The organism is Streptomyces sp. NPDC093984, assembly GCF_044764595.1.
GTDB lineage: Bacteria > Actinomycetota > Actinomycetes > Streptomycetales > Streptomycetaceae > Streptomyces > Streptomyces cynarae.
The window spans coordinates 333,595-346,615 of record NZ_JBIWIM010000003.1 but is presented as its reverse complement, the minus strand read 5'-3'; the positions used below and the strand labels follow the sequence as shown (position 1 = coordinate 346,615).

Sequence of the window (13,021 nt, the reverse complement as noted above, 5' to 3'; positions counted from 1 at the left end):
CACGTGTTGGCGTTCCTCGGCGCACAGTAGTCGAACCCTTGACTTACCGGCCAGTAACCGCAGGTCCCGCCGCTACTGTTCACGTTTGCCCCACAGCCTTACGCTTGATCGTCATGGCACCCACATCGGGCGGTAACACCAGCACGCGTGTCCACGTGGTCAGCGACGTGCACGGCAACGTGCGCGACCTGGCCGAAGCCGGCGAGGGCGCGGACGCCCTGATCTGTCTGGGTGACCTGATCCTCTTCCTCGACTACGCCGACCACTCGCGCGGGATATTCGCCGACCTGTTCGGTACGGAGAACGCCGACCGGCTGGTGGAACTGCGCACCGCCCGCCGCTACGAGGAGGCGCGCGCCTTCGGCGCCGAGCTGTGGGCCGGGGTGGGCATGGACCGAGCCGCCGCGATCGAGAAGGCGGTGCGCCGGCAGTACGCCGAGCTGTTCGCGGCGTTCCCCACCCCGACGTACGCCACCTACGGGAATGTCGACATGCCGCCCCTGTGGCCCGAGTACGCCGGCGAGGGCACCCGGGTGCTGGACGGCGAACGCGTGGAGATCGGCGGCTGGACCTTCGGCTTCGTCGGCGGCGGCCTGCGCACCCCCATGCGCACCCCGTACGAGGTCAGCGACGAGGAGTACGCGGCCAAGATCGAGGCGGTGGGGGAGGTGGACGTGTTGTGCACCCACATCCCGCCGGAGGTCCCGGAGCTGGTCTACGACACGGTGGCGCGCCGCTTCGAGCGCGGCAGCCGCGCCCTGCTCGACGCCATCCGCCGCACCCGGCCGCGGTACTCCCTGTTCGGCCACGTCCACCAGCCGCTGGTCCGCCGGATGCGGATCGGGGCGACGGAGTGCGTGAACGTGGGGCACTTCGCGGGGAGCGGGAAGCCCTGGGTACTGGAGTGGTGAGCGGCCCGCGGGGCGGCGCCCGGGCTCCGAGACGGCCCCGTCGGCCCGAGCCAAGGCGGGGTGGTAGCGGCGCCGCGCGTGCGCGGTAGCCTTCACGCTGCACACACGTGCGCACGGCGCACCACCCTCCCTCACCGGACCGCATCTGGAGGAGCCACGGCGATGGCGGAACACACCAGCTCGAGCATCACGATCGAGGCGGCTCCGGCCGACGTCATGCGGGTGATCGCCGACTTCGCGCGCTACCCGGACTGGACGGGCGAGGTGAAGGAGGCGGAGGTCCTCTCCACCGACGCGCAGGGCCGCGCCGAGCAGGTGCGCCTCGTCATGGACGCCGGTGCCATCAAGGACGACCAGACGCTCGCGTACACCTGGACGGGCGACAGCGAGGTCTCCTGGACCCTCGTCAAGTCGCAGATGCTGCGCTCCCTGGACGGTTCGTACCTGCTCAAGCCGGCCGGTGCGGGCGCCACCGAGGTGACCTACCGGCTGACCGTCGACGTCAAGATCCCGATGCTCGGCATGATCAAGCGCAAGGCGGAGAAGGTCATCATCGACCGCGCGCTGGCCGGGCTGAAGAAGCGGGTGGAGTCGGGGGAGAAGTAACTGGCCTTCGAGCCGCGGGAGAGGTGACGTGCGGCCGGGGGACAGGTGACGGCCACGGCACGCGCCGGGTGCTGTCGCGTCGGGGCCGTACCTCTCCGTTACGGTTCACGGTCATGCGCACCATCCTGATCACCGGCCCAGGCGGCTCCGGCCGGACCACCGTCGCCGCGGCCACCGCGCTGAACGCCGCCCGCCGGGGCAGCCGCACCCTCGTGCTCAGCGCCGACCGCACCGACACCCTCGGTGCCGTACTCGGCGTCCCCACCGGCGCCCGCCCCGTCGAGGCCGCACCCGGCCTCACGGCCTGGCGCCCGGACGCCGCCGCCCGCTTCCGCGACGGCCTCGTGGCCTTCCAGGACCGCGCGGCCACCGCACTCGACCTCCTCGGCGCCGCCCGGCTGGACGCGGAGGAGGTCACCCCCCTGCCCGGCGCCGAGGAACTCGCCCTGCTGCGCGCCCTGCGCGACGCCGCGCTCTCCGAGTCCTACGACCTCCTGGTCGTCGACCTGCCCCCCGTCCCGCAGGCGCTCGTCCTCCTCGCCCTGCCCGAGGAACTCCGCCGCTACCTGCGCCGGCTGCTCCCGCCGGAGCGGCAGGCCGCACGCGCCCTGCGCCCCGTCCTCGGCCGGCTCGCGGGCGTGCCGATGCCCGCCGAGTGGCTCTACGAGACCAGCGCCCGCTGGGACGTCGAACTGGCCGCCGTCGAGGCGGTGCTCTCCGACCGCGCCACCAGCGTGTGGCTGGTCGCCGAACCGGGCCCGGCCGCGGCCGACGCGGTCCGCACCGCCGTCACCGGCCTCGCCCTGCGCACCCTGCGCCCCGAGGCCCTGGTCGCGAACCGCGTCCTGCCCGACAGCGGCCACGACGCCTGGCTCGCGCAGCTCGCCGCCCAGCAGCGCAAGACCCTTCAGGAGTGGCAGGGCGCGTACGCCGTGCACGGCGTCCCGCACCTCGGCCACGACCCGCGCGGCGCCGACGACCTCGCCGCGCTCGCGGTCCCGGACGTCAACCCGGCGCCCTCCCCGGCCGAGTGGCCCGTGACGGACCGGCTCGCCGAGGACGGAGTGCTCGTGTGGCACATCCCGCTGCCCGGCGCGATACGCGAGGAACTGGACCTCGTCCGGCGCGGCGACGAGATCGTGGTGACCGTGGGGCCGTTCCGCCGCATCGCCCCCCTTCCGTCGGCGCTGCGCCGCTGCACCGTGGCGGGGGCGGCGCTGCGCGAGGGCGAGCTGCGCATCCGCTTCGCACCGGACCCCGAGCTGTGGCCGCGCACCTCGTAGGGCCGGTGCACGCCCCCGGCCTCATCTGATGAAGCACGTACCCCCGTTCGGGTAACGTCGGGAGTACGAACCGCAGTCAGGAGTCCGCCATGAGCGAAGAGCGCCCCTCCTCCGACGCCGCTCAGGAGGAGGCCGAGGAAGTGCGGGTGAGCGACGCCGACGCCTGGGCGACAGCATGCGCCGAGGACCTCGCCGCGGAGAAGGCCCGCCGCCGGGCCCAGTACGGCCCGCCGCCCGGGTCGGCCGCCGAGGAGCTGAAGAAGCTCGTCGACGCCGTCGCGGACAAGCTGTCCGGGCTGCAGGCGCCGCTGCTCGGCGCGGCTGCATCGGGTACGGCCCAGCAGATGGTCCGCCAGGTCGTGCAGCAGGCCAAGGCGGCCGTGGAGCCGGTCATCGAGCGCAACCCGGACGTCTTCGACCACCTCGCAGCGGCCGGCTCGGAGCTGCTCGCGGCCTACCGCTCCGCGGTCGAGGCCCAGGAGCGGCGCTGGACCAACCGCACGTCCGGCGACACGGACCCCCGCCGGCAGGACGGGGACGAGGGCCCCGGCGAGCACATCGACCTCGACTAGGCCGGCACGGAGAGCCGTCAGAGGCCGCAGAGGCCGGGGGTTCCGGGGGCCGGAGGGAGCTGTCCGACACCCTTACGGCCCCTCGGGGTACGGTGGGCCGTAGCGGGGCTCGACCGAAACTGAGGGATTCATGGGACTCACCATCGGCGTCGACATCGGCGGCACGAAGATCGCGGCCGGTGTGGTCGACGAGGAAGGCAACATCCTCTCGACCCACAAGGTGCCGACTCCGGGCACGCCCGAGGCCATCGTGGACGCCATTGCTGCTGCCGTCGAGGGCGCCCGTGCCGGACACGAGATCGTCGGCGTGGGGATCGGTGCTGCCGGATACGTCAACCGTCAGCGCTCGACGGTCTACTTCGCGCCGAACATCGACTGGCGCCAGGAGCCGCTGAAGGAGAAGGTCGAGGCCCGCGTGGGCCTCCCGGTGGTCGTCGAGAACGACGCGAACGCGGCCGCGTGGGGCGAGTACAAGTTCGGCGCGGGCAAGGGCCACCGCAACGTCATCTGCATCACGCTCGGCACCGGCCTCGGCGGCGGCATCATCATCGGCAACAAGCTGCGCCGCGGGCACTTCGGCGTGGCCGCCGAGTTCGGCCACATCCGGATGGTCCCGGACGGGCTGCTGTGCGGCTGCGGCTCGCAGGGCTGCTGGGAGCAGTACGCGTCGGGCCGCGCGCTGGTCCGTTACGCCAAGCAGCGCGCGAACGCGACGCCCGAGAACGCGGAGGTGCTGCTGTCGCTGGGCGACGGCACCCCGGACGGCATCGAGGGCAAGCACATCTCGATGGCCGCGCGTCAGGGCGACCCGGTGGCGGTGGACTCCTACCGGGAACTGGCCCGCTGGGCCGGCGCTGGCCTCGCCGACCTGGCCTCGCTCTTCGACCCCTCGGCGTTCATCGTCGGCGGCGGCCTCTCCGACGAGGGCGAACTGGTCCTGGAGCCGATCCGCAAGTCCTACAAGCGCTGGCTGGTGGGCGGCAACTGGCGCCCGGTCGCCGACGTGATCGCGGCCCAGCTGGGCAACAAGGCGGGCCTGGTGGGCGCGGCGGACCTGGCCCGCGAACCCGACCCGATCATGTAACTCCCCTTCACTGCACGACAGCGCCCGCCGCGCCCCCAGGGGCCCGGCGGGCGCCGGCGTTCTGGCGGGATTCGCTGGGGTCGCCCGGGGTCGGGGGTGGAGCCGCGTGTCGGTGCGTGGGCGGACGGCGGTCTTTGGCGGGCGTGTGCCCGATGCCGGGCGGCGTTCTGGAGGAAGTCGGGGAGGGGACGGGTAGGGGCGGCGGGGCGGGCAACCCCTGCGGGGCCGCAGCCGGGCGCGGCGTATCTTGATCCGCATGGCGACCTCCGACCCGCTGCTGCCCGACTCCCGAACCGAAGCCGACGGATCCGCCGTCCTCCGGGTGCTCAGCTACAACATCCGGTCGATGCGCGACGACACCGACGCGCTCGCGCGCGTCATCCGCGCCTGCGCCCCCGACCTCGTGCTCGTCCAGGAGGCCCCTCGCTTCTTCCGGTGGCGCAAGAAGCTCGCCCGGCTCGCGGCGGCCTCCGGCCTCGTGATCCTCTCGGGCGGCGCCACCGCCGCCGGGCCGGCCCTGCTCTGCTCGCTGCGGGCCACCGTCGAGCGCACCGAGGACGTCCTGCTGCCCCTCACCCCCGGCCTGCACCGCCGCGGCTTCGCGACGGCGGTCGTGCGGTTCGGCGGCGCCCGGCTCGGTGTCATCGGCTGCCATCTGAGCCTGCAGGACGAGGAGCGCCACGAACAGGGCGGCATGCTCCTCGACCGCCTCGCCGCGATGGGCGTCGAGCACGCGATCGCGGGCGGCGATCTCAACGAGACCCCGGACGGGCCCACCTTCAAGCGCCTCGCCGCCGACCTTCAGGACGCCTGGGCCACCGCCCCCTGGGGCGGCGAGCACACCTGGACCCGCTCCGGCCCCCCACGCCGTATCGACGCCGTCTTCGCCACCCGCGGCATCGAGGTCCTCGGCTGCGGGGTCCCCCTCGGCCACCCCGGCGTGACGGAGCGGGACCTCACCGCGGCCACGGACCACCTTCCGGTGCTCGCCGCCCTCAGGGTCCCCGCCTCGTAGGGGATCGGACCGCCGCGTCAGGCCACCGCGTCAGACCACCGCGCCGCGACCCGGCTCGTCGTCCCCGTCGTCGTCCGTCCTCATGCGTACGACGAGGGTCGTGAAGCCGCCCAGGAAGCCGCCGACGCCGAGCGTGGCGAGCCACCAGGTCATGCTCCAGCCCAGCACCACCGCCAGCAGAAGCAGCACCGGGCCGCCGATCACCGAGAGCCACGCGAACTTCGCCGTCGTGTCCGCCGCGGGCAGCGGCGGCGGCTCCGGCGGCACGAAATGGCCCTCGTCGTCCTCGTCGAAGTCGTCCTCGGACGGCTCTGGCGGCGCGTAGTCCCGGGGGCCCACTCCGGGGGCGAAGGACACCGAGCTGCCCAGCGGCTTCACCGGCCCGTCCTTCGTCTCGTCGTCCTTGAACGTGACGCTGTTCGGCTCCCAGTCGGGCAGCGCCAGGTCCTCGATGGGCTTGAACGGCTTGGAACCCGGGGGGTCCGGCGGCTCCTCGCCGTACCCCGCGACGATCGCCGCCCAAGCGGCCTCCTCGTCGAAGGGCACACCCTTCTCGTCCGGCTCGCGGTCCTCGCGGTCGGAGTCGTGCTCAGCCACCTGCGGCCGTCCCTTCCTTGCCGACACTGGGCGCGAGCCGGCCGATGAACGCGTGGCTCTCCTCGAAGATCCGGTCCGCGTCGTGGTCCAACGTCGCCACGTGGTAGCTCTGTTCCAGCAGGATCTCCCGCACGTCCGTGGAGGAGACCCGGCTCAGGATCCGAGCCGAGTCGGCCGGCGGCACCACGTGGTCCTGCGGGCTGTGCAGGAGCAGCAGCGGCTGGGTGACCTGCGGCAGCTCGCCGTCGACGACCCGGAAGAAGTTCCTGAGCGAGTGCGCCGCGTGCAGCGGCACCCGGTCGTACCCCAGCTCCACGCTGTCCGGCTTGGCGATGTCGCTGGCGATCCCCTTCGTCGTCCGCACGAGGTGGCGGGCGACCGGCAGGGCGTACGCGGACAGGCCGTGCACCTTGTTCGCCGGGTTGACCACGATGACGCCGCTGACCGCGTCCCCGTGCTTGGCGGCCAGCCGTAGGGCCAGGGCGCCCCCCATGGACAGGCCGGCCACGAACACCTGCGCGCAGCTGCGGCGCAGGGCGCGCAGCTCGCGGTCCACCTCCCCGTACCAGTCCTGCCAGCCGGTGAGCTGCATGTCCTCCCAGCGTGTGCCGTGCCCGGGCAGCAGCGGCAGCGAGACGGTGAGGCCGCGCTCGGCCAGATGCTCCGCCCAGGGGCGCAGCGACTGCGGGGAACCGGTGAAGCCGTGGCAGAGGAGGACGCCGATCTCCCCGCCCTCGTGGCGGTACGGCTCGGCTCCGGGGAGGACCGGCACGTCGGTCTCCTGTTCATGGAAAGGGGCTGGGCACGTCGATTGCAGGTACTTCACCGTACGCGACGGCACTGACACCGACCAGGGTCGTCGGATCCTTTGTCGGCGGGCCGCGTTAAGGTCTGATCTACAGACACAGGAGGCACTCGGTTGTTGTACGGCGCGATGAAGGTATCCATCGGGGGGCCGCTGAAGCTCGCCTTCAGGCCGTGGGTGGAAGGCCTGGAGAACGTTCCCGCCGAGGGCCCCGCGATCCTGGCGAGCAATCACCTGTCCTTCTCGGACTCTTTCTTCCTGCCCGCGGTGCTCGACCGCAAGGTGACCTTCATCGCGAAGGCCGAGTACTTCACCACGCCCGGTGTGAAGGGCCGGCTGACCGCCGCCTTCTTCAAGGGCGTCGGCCAGCTCCCCGTGGACCGCTCGGGAGCGCGCGGCGCCGGTGAGGCCGCCATCAAGAGCGGCATCGAGGTGCTGGAGCGCGGCGAGCTGTTCGGCATCTACCCGGAGGGCACCCGCTCGCCCGACGGCCGCCTCTACCGGGGCAAGCCCGGCGGCCTCGCGCGCGTGGCGCTCGCGACCGGGGCGCCCGTCATCCCGGTCGCCATGATCGACACCGAGAAGATCCAGCCGCCGGGGAAGGTCATCCCCAAGCTGATGCGGCCGGGGATCCGGATCGGCGAGCCGCTGGACTTCAGCCGCTACCAGGGCATGGAGCACGACCGGTTCGTGCTGCGCGCGATCACCGACGAGGTGATGTACGAGATCATGAAGCTCTCCGGCCAGGAGTACGTCGACATCTACGCGACCGCCGCCAAGCGCCAGATCGCGGAGGCGGCCAAGGCGGAGAAGCAGGCACAGAAGGAAGCGCAGAAGGACGCGCAGAAGGACGCTGGGAAGGGACCGGCGGGCTCTTAGGAAGCGGCCCGCACGGCTGGGGCGGCGGGGAACGGCCGGAAAAGAGGGGGGACATGGCCAAGCGCGAGCGTGTCATCACGATGTCCGTCGAGCAGCCGCTGTGGCGTGCCCTGGCGGGGTACCGGGTCCTGACGATGCTGTACGCGATCGGGTTCTTCGCGACCGCCTACGACACGTTCACCCGGCCCTGGCTGGCGATCGCGTACTACCTCGTGCTGAGCGTGTGGACCCTGGCCACGCTTCCCCGGGTCGCGAACGCGGCGAGCTGCACCAGGTGGTTCCTGGCCGTCGACCTCGCCATCGCGCTCACCGGCATCCTCCTGACACCCGTCGCCGACTCGCACGAGCGGATCGCCTCCGGCGGCCCCACCCTGCCGTCGATATGGACCGCCGGGTCGGTCCTGGCGTACGCGCTCAAGGGCGGCTGGCGCTGGGCGGCCTTCGCCTCCACACCGGTCGCCGCGGCGAACCTGATCGAGCGCGGCTCCCCGGCCCGGGACACCGTGCACAACGTGGTCCTCGTCTGGGTCGCCTCCATCGCGATCGGCTACGTCGTCGAGGTCGCCCGCGCCTCGGAGCGCACCCTCGCCCGCGCGCTGGAGATCGAGGCCGCGACCCGGGAGCGGGAGCGGCTGGCCCGGGACATCCATGACAGCGTGCTCCAGGTGCTCGCCATGGTGCAGCGGCGCGGCACCGCGCTCGGCGGTGAGGCCGCGGAGCTGGGCCGGCTGGCCGGGGAGCAGGAGGTGGCGCTGCGCACCCTGGTCTCCGGGGGCCTGGTGCCGCCGTCGCGGGTGTCGGAGGACGCGGCGCTCGGCGCGGTCGTCCGCGCGGTCGACGAGCCGGACGCCGAGGAGGGCCCGGTCGACCTGCGCACCCTGCTCGCCCGGTACGCGGGCGCCCGGGTGACGCTGTCCGAACCGGGCTGCCCGGTGCCGCTCGCCCCGGCCGTGGCACGGGAGCTGGCCGCCGCTGTCGGTGCCGCCCTGGACAATGTCCACCGGCACGCGGGGGAGGGCGCCCGCGCCTGGATCCTGGTCGAGGACGAGCCGGAGGGGATCGTGGTGACCGTACGGGACGACGGGCCCGGCATCCCGGAGGGGCGCCTCGCCCGCGCCGAGGAGGAGGGACGCCTCGGAGTGGCCCAGTCGATCCGCGGACGTCTGCGCGACATCGGCGGCACGGCCGAGTGGATCTCGGTCCCGGGGCAGGGCACGGAAGTGGAACTGAAGCTACCGAAGGCTGTGGGGGACGGGCAGGACCTGAATGCGGCACGGGGGAAGGCGGAGCAGCGGTGACGGAGAGCAGCACGACGACGGACGAGCGGGGGCAGGGCCCGGTCAGGGTCATGGTGGTCGACGATCACCCCATGTGGCGGGACGCCGTCGCGCGTGACCTCGCCGAGTCCGGGTTCGAGGTCGTCGCCACCGCGGGGGACGGGGAGCAGGCCGTGCGCCGGGCCCGGGCCGCCTCGCCGGACGTGCTCGTCCTGGACCTCAACCTGCCGGCCAAGCCAGGCGTCCAGGTCTGCAAGGAACTCGTCGGCGCCAATCCGGCGCTGCGCGTGCTGGTGCTGTCGGCCAGTGGCGAGCACGCGGACGTGCTGGAGGCCGTGAAGTCGGGTGCGACCGGCTACCTGCTGAAGTCGGCGTCCACCCAGGAGCTGATCGACGCGGTGCGCCGCACGGCGGTCGGCGACCCGGTGTTCACCCCCGGACTGGCGGGGCTCGTCCTCGGCGAGTACCGCCGCCTCGCCTCCGAACCGGCCCCCGCCGCCGGCGCCGACGAGCCGAAGGCGCCGCGGCTGACCGACCGGGAGACCGAGGTGCTGCGTCTGGTCGCCAAGGGCCTGAGCTACAAGCAGATCGCCGAACGTCTGGTGATCTCGCACCGCACCGTGCAGAACCACGTCCAGAACACCCTGGGCAAGCTCCAGCTGCACAACCGGGTGGAGCTGGTCCGGTACGCGATCGAGAGGGGACTCGACGGCGAGTAGACCCCGTCCGGGCCACAAAAAGGCCCCGGCCACGTCAATCTCCGGAGGGATGTCCCGCTTTCGAGTGGATTGACGGTGATCAACTGCCGGACAATTCACCGGAATTGACCTTCCCGCCCATGCCGAAGTGACCTGGGTCACTATTAGCGTGACCTGCACCAGGCAACCGCGGCGAAGGGACATTTCCATGCGGGTCGGAGTACTGACCGGAGGCGGCGACTGCCCCGGGCTCAACGCCGTCATCCGGGGCATCGTGCGCAAGGGCGTGCAGGAGTACGGCTACGACTTCGTCGGCTTCCGGGACGGCTGGCGGGGTCCCCTCGAAGGTGACACCGTCCGGCTCGACATCCCCGCCGTGCGCGGCATCCTGCCCCGCGGCGGCACCATCCTCGGCTCCTCGCGCACCAATCCCCTCAAGCAGGAGAACGGCATCCGCCGCATCAAGGACAACCTCGCCAAGGAGGAGGTCGACGCGCTCGTAGCGATCGGCGGCGAGGACACCCTCGGGGTCGCGGCGCGCCTGTCCGACGAGTACGGCGTCCACGTCGTCGGCGTGCCGAAGACCATCGACAACGACCTGTCCGCCACGGACTACACCTTCGGCTTCGACACCGCCGTCAACATCGCGACGGAGGCGATCGACCGCCTGCACACCACGGCCGAGTCCCACATGCGGGTGCTGGTCGTGGAGGTGATGGGCCGTCACGCGGGCTGGATCGCCCTGCACTCCGGGCTGGCCGGAGGCGCCAACGCCATCCTCATCCCCGAGCAGCGCTTCGACGTCGACCAGGTGTGCGCCTGGGTGACGTCCCGGTTCAAGGCGTCGTACGCGCCGATCGTGGTCGTGGCCGAGGGCGCGATGCCGAAGGACGGCGACATGGTGCTCAAGGACGGGTCGCTGGACTCCTTCGGGCACGTCCGCCTCTCCGGCGTCGGCGAGTGGCTGGCGAAGGAGATCGAGAGGCGCACCGGCAAGGAGGCCCGGACGACCGTGCTCGGGCACGTCCAGCGCGGCGGCACGCCCAGCGCCTTCGACCGCTGGCTCGCCACCCGCTTCGGCCTGCACGCCATCGACTGCGTCCGCGACGGCGACTTCGGGAAGATGGTCGCCCTGCGCGGCACGGACATCGTCCGCGTCCCCCTCTCCGAGGCCACCGCCAAGCTGAAGACGGTCGACCTGAAGCTGTACCAGGAGGTCGGCGTCTTCTTCGGCTGACGCCGCACTTCGAGGAACCCGGCCGGGGCGGTCCACCCCGGCCGCGCCCTCCCCGCTGCCACAGCGCGGGTCGACCCGCTACAGCGCCGGCCGCCGCTCCGCGAACGGGCTCGTGCCCGCGGCGGCCAGCCCGGCCAGGAGCTCCCGTACGACGCCGGCGCCGCCCACCGACAACACCGACTCCGGGTGGAACTGCACCCCGGCGAACCCGGGTCCGCGCAGAGCATGGACCTCCCCGGTCGCGCTGCGGCTGACCTCGACGCCGTGCGCCACCAGCTCGGCCGCCGCGTCGTCGTCGCAGCGCGCCACGAAGCTGTTGTAGAAGCCGACGGTCTCCCGCCGCCCGAACAGGTCGATCTCCGTCTGGGCGCCCTGGTACGGAACCTCCTTGCGGACGATCTCGAGGCCCAGCTCGGCCGCGATCAGCTCATGGCCCAGGCAGACGCCCAGCACCCCGTCCCGGTGGCCCCGGATCACCTGGGTCGTCAGCTCCCGCAGGAACCCCATCTTCGGATCGGCCAGGTCCGAGGGGTCGCCCGGCCCCGGCCCGAGCACCACGGGACCGGAGTGCGCGAGCACCGCCTCCCGCAGCCCCGGCTCGTCGTACCGCCGTACGGTCACCTCCAGACCGGTCGAGCGCAGGACGTGCGCGAGCATCGCGGTGAACGTGTCCTCGCCGTCCACGACGAACGCGTGCCCGGTCAGCTCCGAGGCCCGCTCCTGCATCCGCAGCCAGAACGGGGCCAGCTTCTCCCGCCGCCCGTCCAGCGCCGCCCGCACCCGCGGGTCCTCCGCCAGGTTCGGCCGTAGGTGCTCCTCGCGCGGCCGCCCGGGCCGTACCCCCAGCGCCGCCAGCACCCCGGCCGCCTTGGCGTGGGTCTCCGCGACCTCGTTCGCCGGGTCGGAGCCGCGCACGAGCGTGGCCCCGACGGGCACCCGCAGCCCGCCGTCGGCGGCGATGTCGGCGGTGCGGATGAGGATGGGGGAGTCGAGGGTCTGCGCGCCTCCGGCGTCCCGGCCGAGCAGCGCCAGCGCCCCCGCGTAGTAGCCCCGGCCGCCGACCTCGTGCCGCTCGATCACCCGGCAGGCGTTCTGCACCGGCGACCCGGTGACGGTCGCCGCGAACATCGTCTCCTTCAGCACCTCGCGCACGTCCAGCGTGGACTTCCCGCGCAGCTCGTACTCGGTGTGCGCGAGGTGGGCCATCTCCTTCAGACGCGGCCCGACGACGGCCCCGCCCATGTCGCCGACCGTGCACATCATCTTCAGCTCCTCGTCGACGACCATCGACAGCTCCTCGATCTCCTTGCCGTCGGCGAGGAAGCGGAGCAGGTCCTCGGGGGTCGGGCCACCCGCGGGATAGCGGTAGGTGCCGCTGATCGGGTTCATGACGACGGTCCCGCCGGACATCCGCACGTGCACCTCCGGGCTCGCCCCGACCAGCGTCCGGTCCCCGGTGTGCACGACGAACGTCCAGTACGCGCCCCGCTCCCCGACCAGCAGCCGCCGGAAGAGTGCGAGGGCGTCGGCCCGGCCGAACGCCGGGATACGTCCCTCGTACGTCCGCCGGATCACGAAGTTGGCGCCCTCGCCCCGCCCGATCTCCTCCTCCAGCACCCGCCCCACGATCCCGGCGTACTCCTCGTCGGCGACGTCGAAGCCGCCGTCCTCGACCCGGACGTCGTGCCCGGGCAGCTGCGCCAGCGCCTGCTCCAGGGGGATCTCGTACGACTCCTCGGGCGTGAGCGCCAGCAGCGGTGTGCCGTCGTCGCGGACGTCGAAGCCGCGCTCGCGGAGCTGGCGGTACGGGACGAGGGCGAGGGCCTCGTCGGGCAGGTCGGCCAGCCGCTCGAAACGGCCGACCGGGCCGGTCAGCACCTCGACGGTGTCGTGGTCACGCCCCGGGGTGCGGCGGCGCAGCAGGGCGAACGGGCGGGGGTCGTCCAGCAGGTCGAGCAGGTTCATGGGCGGTGTCCTTCTCGGTGAGGTGAGAGGGAACGGCCCGGTCGCGAAAACGCCGAAGGCCGCCCCTCGGGCGGCCTTCGCGAAGTCGTGCG

At 72.8% G+C, this 13,021-nt stretch carries 13 protein-coding genes; 10 read left to right on the top strand and 3 right to left on the bottom strand.

Going from position 1 to position 13,021, the window contains the following annotated elements; translation table 11 throughout:
- Positions 1 to 113: 113 nt before the first annotated feature.
- The 6 genes from ACIRC0_RS13755 to ACIRC0_RS13730 all read left to right on the top strand — a co-directional run bounded on the left by ACIRC0_RS13755 (position 114) and on the right by ACIRC0_RS13730 (position 5,471).
- Positions 114 to 911 carry a metallophosphoesterase gene (locus tag ACIRC0_RS13755; protein ID WP_403615465.1) on the top strand — a complete coding sequence of 266 codons (798 nt, stop codon included), beginning with the start codon at positions 114 to 116 and terminating at the stop codon, positions 909 to 911.
- 162 nt (positions 912 to 1,073) lie between these two features.
- Positions 1,074 to 1,517 (top strand): SRPBCC family protein, encoded by a 444-nt coding sequence (locus ACIRC0_RS13750; RefSeq protein ID WP_403615462.1) that lies wholly within the window; start codon positions 1,074 to 1,076, stop codon positions 1,515 to 1,517.
- 113 nt (positions 1,518 to 1,630) lie between these two features.
- Positions 1,631 to 2,800 (top strand): ArsA family ATPase, encoded by a 1,170-nt coding sequence (locus ACIRC0_RS13745; RefSeq protein WP_403615460.1) that lies wholly within the window; start codon positions 1,631 to 1,633, stop codon positions 2,798 to 2,800.
- An 89-nt stretch (positions 2,801 to 2,889) separates the two neighbouring features.
- On the top strand, positions 2,890 to 3,372 hold the full coding sequence (locus ACIRC0_RS13740) for a DUF5304 domain-containing protein (RefSeq protein ID WP_403615458.1): 483 nt from the start codon (positions 2,890 to 2,892) through the stop codon (positions 3,370 to 3,372).
- A 130-nt stretch (positions 3,373 to 3,502) separates the two neighbouring features.
- Positions 3,503 to 4,456, top strand: a complete 954-nt coding sequence (locus ACIRC0_RS13735; protein WP_200416971.1) for an ROK family glucokinase — start codon at positions 3,503 to 3,505, stop codon at positions 4,454 to 4,456.
- 256 nt (positions 4,457 to 4,712) lie between these two features.
- A complete protein-coding gene (locus ACIRC0_RS13730) occupies positions 4,713 to 5,471 on the top strand; it encodes an endonuclease/exonuclease/phosphatase family protein (protein ID WP_403615455.1) in 759 nt (252 codons plus the stop codon).
- Positions 5,472 to 5,501: 30 nt separating this feature from the next.
- On the opposite strand, the gene ACIRC0_RS13725 is transcribed toward ACIRC0_RS13730, so the two are convergent.
- Together ACIRC0_RS13725 and ACIRC0_RS13720 are read right to left on the bottom strand one after the other, a co-directional pair.
- The gene (locus tag ACIRC0_RS13725; RefSeq protein WP_403615452.1) at positions 5,502 to 6,068 is read right to left on the bottom strand and encodes a hypothetical protein; all 567 of its coding nucleotides are present in this window, start codon (positions 6,066 to 6,068) and stop codon (positions 5,502 to 5,504) included.
- Positions 6,061 to 6,840, bottom strand: coding sequence for an alpha/beta hydrolase (locus ACIRC0_RS13720; protein WP_403615450.1), 780 nt, complete (start codon positions 6,838 to 6,840; stop codon positions 6,061 to 6,063). The genes ACIRC0_RS13725 and ACIRC0_RS13720 overlap by 8 nt, the downstream gene beginning before the upstream one ends.
- Positions 6,841 to 7,002: 162 nt before the next feature.
- Here ACIRC0_RS13720 and ACIRC0_RS13715 point away from each other — a divergent pair, with 162 nt between their 5' ends.
- From ACIRC0_RS13715 to ACIRC0_RS13700, 4 genes are all read left to right on the top strand, one after another.
- Positions 7,003 to 7,752 carry a lysophospholipid acyltransferase family protein gene (locus ACIRC0_RS13715; RefSeq protein ID WP_403615448.1) on the top strand — a complete coding sequence of 250 codons (750 nt, stop codon included), beginning with the start codon at positions 7,003 to 7,005 and terminating at the stop codon, positions 7,750 to 7,752.
- Positions 7,753 to 7,805: 53 nt separating this feature from the next.
- Entirely contained in the window at positions 7,806 to 9,050 is a 1,245-nt protein-coding gene (gene macS / locus ACIRC0_RS13710) for a MacS family sensor histidine kinase (protein ID WP_403615445.1), read from the top strand.
- Between the two features lie 50 nt (positions 9,051 to 9,100).
- Positions 9,101 to 9,748: a response regulator transcription factor gene (locus ACIRC0_RS13705; RefSeq protein WP_263234738.1), complete on the top strand. Its 648-nt coding sequence runs from the start codon at positions 9,101 to 9,103 to the stop codon at positions 9,746 to 9,748.
- 187 nt (positions 9,749 to 9,935) lie between these two features.
- The gene (locus ACIRC0_RS13700; protein WP_103843037.1) at positions 9,936 to 10,964 is read left to right on the top strand and encodes a 6-phosphofructokinase; all 1,029 of its coding nucleotides are present in this window, start codon (positions 9,936 to 9,938) and stop codon (positions 10,962 to 10,964) included.
- Between the two features lie 78 nt (positions 10,965 to 11,042).
- Here the strand turns inward: ACIRC0_RS13700 and ACIRC0_RS13695 are convergent, their stop codons facing one another.
- On the bottom strand, positions 11,043 to 12,929 hold the full coding sequence (locus tag ACIRC0_RS13695) for an anthranilate synthase family protein (RefSeq protein ID WP_403615442.1): 1,887 nt from the start codon (positions 12,927 to 12,929) through the stop codon (positions 11,043 to 11,045).
- Positions 12,930 to 13,021 lie beyond the last annotated feature (92 nt).